2 protein-coding genes are annotated in these 3,637 nt (G+C 30.3%); one reads left to right on the forward strand and one right to left on the reverse strand.

From position 1 onward, the window contains the following. The first annotated feature begins 350 nt into the window (after positions 1-350). Positions 351-1,271 carry a methionyl-tRNA formyltransferase gene (fmt, locus tag L8D11_RS04115; protein ID WP_236870407.1) on the forward strand — a complete coding sequence of 307 codons (921 nt, stop codon included), beginning with the start codon at positions 351-353 and terminating at the stop codon, positions 1,269-1,271. Between the two features lie 67 nt (positions 1,272-1,338). On the opposite strand, the gene L8D11_RS04120 is transcribed toward fmt, so the two are convergent. Then, complete coding sequence (locus L8D11_RS04120; RefSeq protein ID WP_236870408.1) at positions 1,339-3,306, reverse strand: S9 family peptidase; 1,968 nt, start codon at positions 3,304-3,306, stop codon at positions 1,339-1,341. Positions 3,307-3,637: the final 331 nt, after the last annotated feature.

A 3,637-nucleotide genomic window follows, 5' to 3' on the forward strand; every position in this document is an offset into this window, starting at 1 on the left:
ACTCTTCTCTATACGTTCTTCTGCTTCTCTTACTAAAAATGACATTTTGCCTCCTCTTTCGTATGTACTTATCTTTTCATTCTATCATATATGTTTCTTTCTGCCTATTATGCAATGGTCTTTATTTTTATATCTTTTAGGAAATAAAACTACTCTTTTTGTTGTCTGACTTTTTCAGTCCACTATATTTGGTTGTTGGCAAACAGGTAATAAATAATCCGCATATTCATCAGAAAAAGCACACAATATTTCTTGCACACATGAATTCATCTTAATCAAAGAAAATATTAAAAACCTCTTTCAATGTAATCATTTTGTATTAGTATGCAATAAAAAGATTTATTCAATTTATGAGAATTATATTCATGGGTTCGCCTGAATTTGCAGTTCCGACACTTTCCAAACTTATTAATCATGATTGTGAAATTATCGCTGTGTATACCAAGCCTCCTACTCATTCTGGACGTGGATTAAGAGAAAACAAAAGCGTGATTCATAATTTGGCAGAAAAATTTTCATTAAATGTTTTAACTCCAAAAAAATTGAGAACACCAGATAATATTGAGCAATTAAAATCATTAAATCCAGATATTGTAATTGTAGTTGCATATGGATTATTGATACCTAGGGAATTTTTAAAAATACCAAAATACGGATTTGTTAATGTTCATCCGTCTGATTTACCTAGGTGGAGGGGAGCGGCACCAATACAACGCACTATAATGGCTGGGGATAAAAAGACGGCTATATGTATAATGGGTATGGATGAAGGTTTAGACACTGGAGATATTATATTGCGAAAAGAAATTTTACTTGATGATGAAATTACAGCAAAAGAATTGCACGATAAATGTTCTGAAATGGGTGGAGAAATGATTTTAGATGTGTTAGGTCTCTTTGAAAAGAGTTCCGTAAAATTTACAAAGCAGAAGCACGAGGGGGTAATTTATGCAGATAAAATTAAATCAGAAGAAGAGCTCATAAACTTCAATACAACTGCATTTGAAGTCAATAATAAGATACGTGCCCTAAGTCCTAAGCCTGGTGCCTATTTTGTCTATAAAAATGAAATAATCAAGATCATTAATGCTAAAGTTGAAAAATCCAATCAAAACCATTTACCAGGAACAATAATTGACAACAAATTAGGCATTGCTTGTAAGGATGGTGTTATAAGGCCAATTTTATTACAAAGGCATGGAAGGAAAATGCTTTATACCGATGCATTTTTAAGAGGATTTGCTATACCAGTAGGAAGTAATATTAAATAAATTTAGATAATTAAAATTACCTGTCTATTAGTAGCATATCTTCCAATATCAACAGCAAATATATTCCTTATTTTTTGATTTCAATTTTATTAGGTAGCAAATCTTCTCCTTCCTTGATAAGAATAGATGAATTTTCAAAATCATTCTTTATTTGTTCGTATCGACCGCCTAAGTATTTAGCAAAAAAACCTTCAGTAATTGCATAAAAAGAAAGCCTATTTTCTGGTCTCATGAATCCATGTCCCTCGTCTGGATATAAAGCATAAATAACAGGAATTTTGTGTTTTTTCATTAAATCAACTATCTGATCAGATTCGGCTTGTTTAACTCTTGGATCGTTAGCGCCTTGACCTATCAATAGCGGTTTAGTTATTTTATCCACATAAAAGAGCGGAGATTTTTTCTTATATATTTCTTCTCCTTCCTTGGTTTTATGATCGCCTCCAAGCATTAACTTTAAGCTATTAATTATTGGTTTCCAATATTCAGGAACTGAATTAACTAGTGTGATCAAATTTGATGGACCAACAATATCCACTCCACACGCAAAAATATCTGGAGTAAAGGTTAAGCCTACCAAAGTTGCATATCCACCATAACTTCCTCCCATTATTGCTATCTTGTCTTTATCGGCAATTTTTTCACTAACCGCCCAATCAACAGCATCAATAAGATCATCATGCATTTTTGCAGCCCACTCTCCATTACCTGCATTTATAAAATTTTTCCCAAAACCTGTGGATCCCCTGTAATTAACACTTAAAACAACATATCCCCTGTTAGAAAGCCATTGATGAGTGCTATTTAGGCCCCAGTAATCTCTGGCATTTGGACCACCATGCACCAACAAAACCATTGGAGCTGGCTTTGTTGTTTTGTAATCATTTTGAGATTTTTTTATATCATTGGGAATTGAGATATAACTAACCAAATCTAATTCATCCCTAGTCTTAATTACAATAGGGTGCATTTTTGTAAGACTATAATTACTCAATTCATCGTTATTGCTAAAGAGGTACGTAGCTTTTTTATTGGTTCTATCATAAAGGTAATACTGAATTGGTTTATCATCATAATCAAATACAACTAACCATTTATTATCCTCCAAATCTCTGGATTTGATAATAATTTGCCCATTTTTACTTATTTCTTTCAATATATTATAATCCTCCTCAAATTTGGTATCAATAAATTGATAATCCTGTTTGAGATAAGAGTAACTAATGGCCTGTAATTGTTTGGTCTTTGGTTGTAAAATTATATTTTCGATGTCAGCTTTTGCATTTGAATATATTAATTCCTTATTTTTTGTTTTTAAATCTAATAAAAACAAACTTGATACATCTCTATCAATTGAGCTAACGAAATAAGCCTTATCTCCTTTTTCAGTAAACCCAACTATGCCTGTTGTTTTAGAATCTTCATGAGAAATTTTTAAAAAAGGAATTTCAATTTTATCATCAAAAAGGTAAATTTGATTACCTCCGTCTTCTATTGGGTGATAACCAAACTTGATTTGATAATTATCATCAATACTAAAGCTAATGTATTTATTATTTTCATACATTAATGATAGAGTATCATTTTGAATATTTAATTTATATACGTCAAAATATTCTTTTTTCCTTTGATTCAGTCCAATCATTATTTCATTCGGAAATTTATAGCTATTTTTTAATATAATAGCCTTAACACCATTTTCTGGAGTTATAATTTTATCTTTTAATGTATTGATATTAATTTTATGTATTCTTGCATTTTCGTCTCCATCATTATCTTTTAGATATAAAATATGGCTATTATCATAGCTCCAAAAATAATTACTAATTCCTCTCTTGGTATCATTAGTAATGGATTTTACATTATTAATATCGTCTATTGGGGCAATGAAAATATTCAATACACCTGATTTATTGGATAAATATGAAATATACTTTCCATCATTACTAATCTGGACATTAGCCTTATCTGGGTTGCCAAAAATTATTTTTCTTGGAATCAGCTTATCATCAGAATTTGCAAAAACGTTAATCATAAATATAATAAATATTGTTAAAATCCCCTTATATGCATGGTCTCACATCCGTTATGTTAGCCAACTAGCACGCTAGGATACATAAAGCTTATAAAAAACTCAATGCTAATTTTAAATATATTTTCTTAGATAAATGAAAATAAATTGACATTTATAATTTTACAAACGTAATGCGTTCATAATTTATTTTGAGGATGTGTGAATAAGGAAGCATAAATATTAGATAGCGTTAAGCAACTTTTAGAATCAACTCATTGTCAATATTTGCTTCATAAAGATTCCACTCATTAGAGGACATAGTCGCTTTAATCTGCAAAACATTGTGTGCATT

This window comes from Candidatus Bandiella numerosa (assembly GCF_021811875.1).
GTDB classification, from domain to species: Bacteria; Pseudomonadota; Alphaproteobacteria; order Rickettsiales; family Midichloriaceae; genus Aquirickettsia; species Aquirickettsia numerosa_A.

Excerpts from the sequence above, each read along its gene's own strand:
- fmt (WP_236870407.1), top strand. The coding sequence starts at position 351 with ATGAGAATTATATTCATGGGTTCGCCTGAATTTGCAGTTCCGACACTT.
- L8D11_RS04120 (WP_236870408.1), bottom strand. The coding sequence starts at position 3,306 with ATGATTAACGTTTTTGCAAATTCTGATGATAAGCTGATTCCAAGAAAA.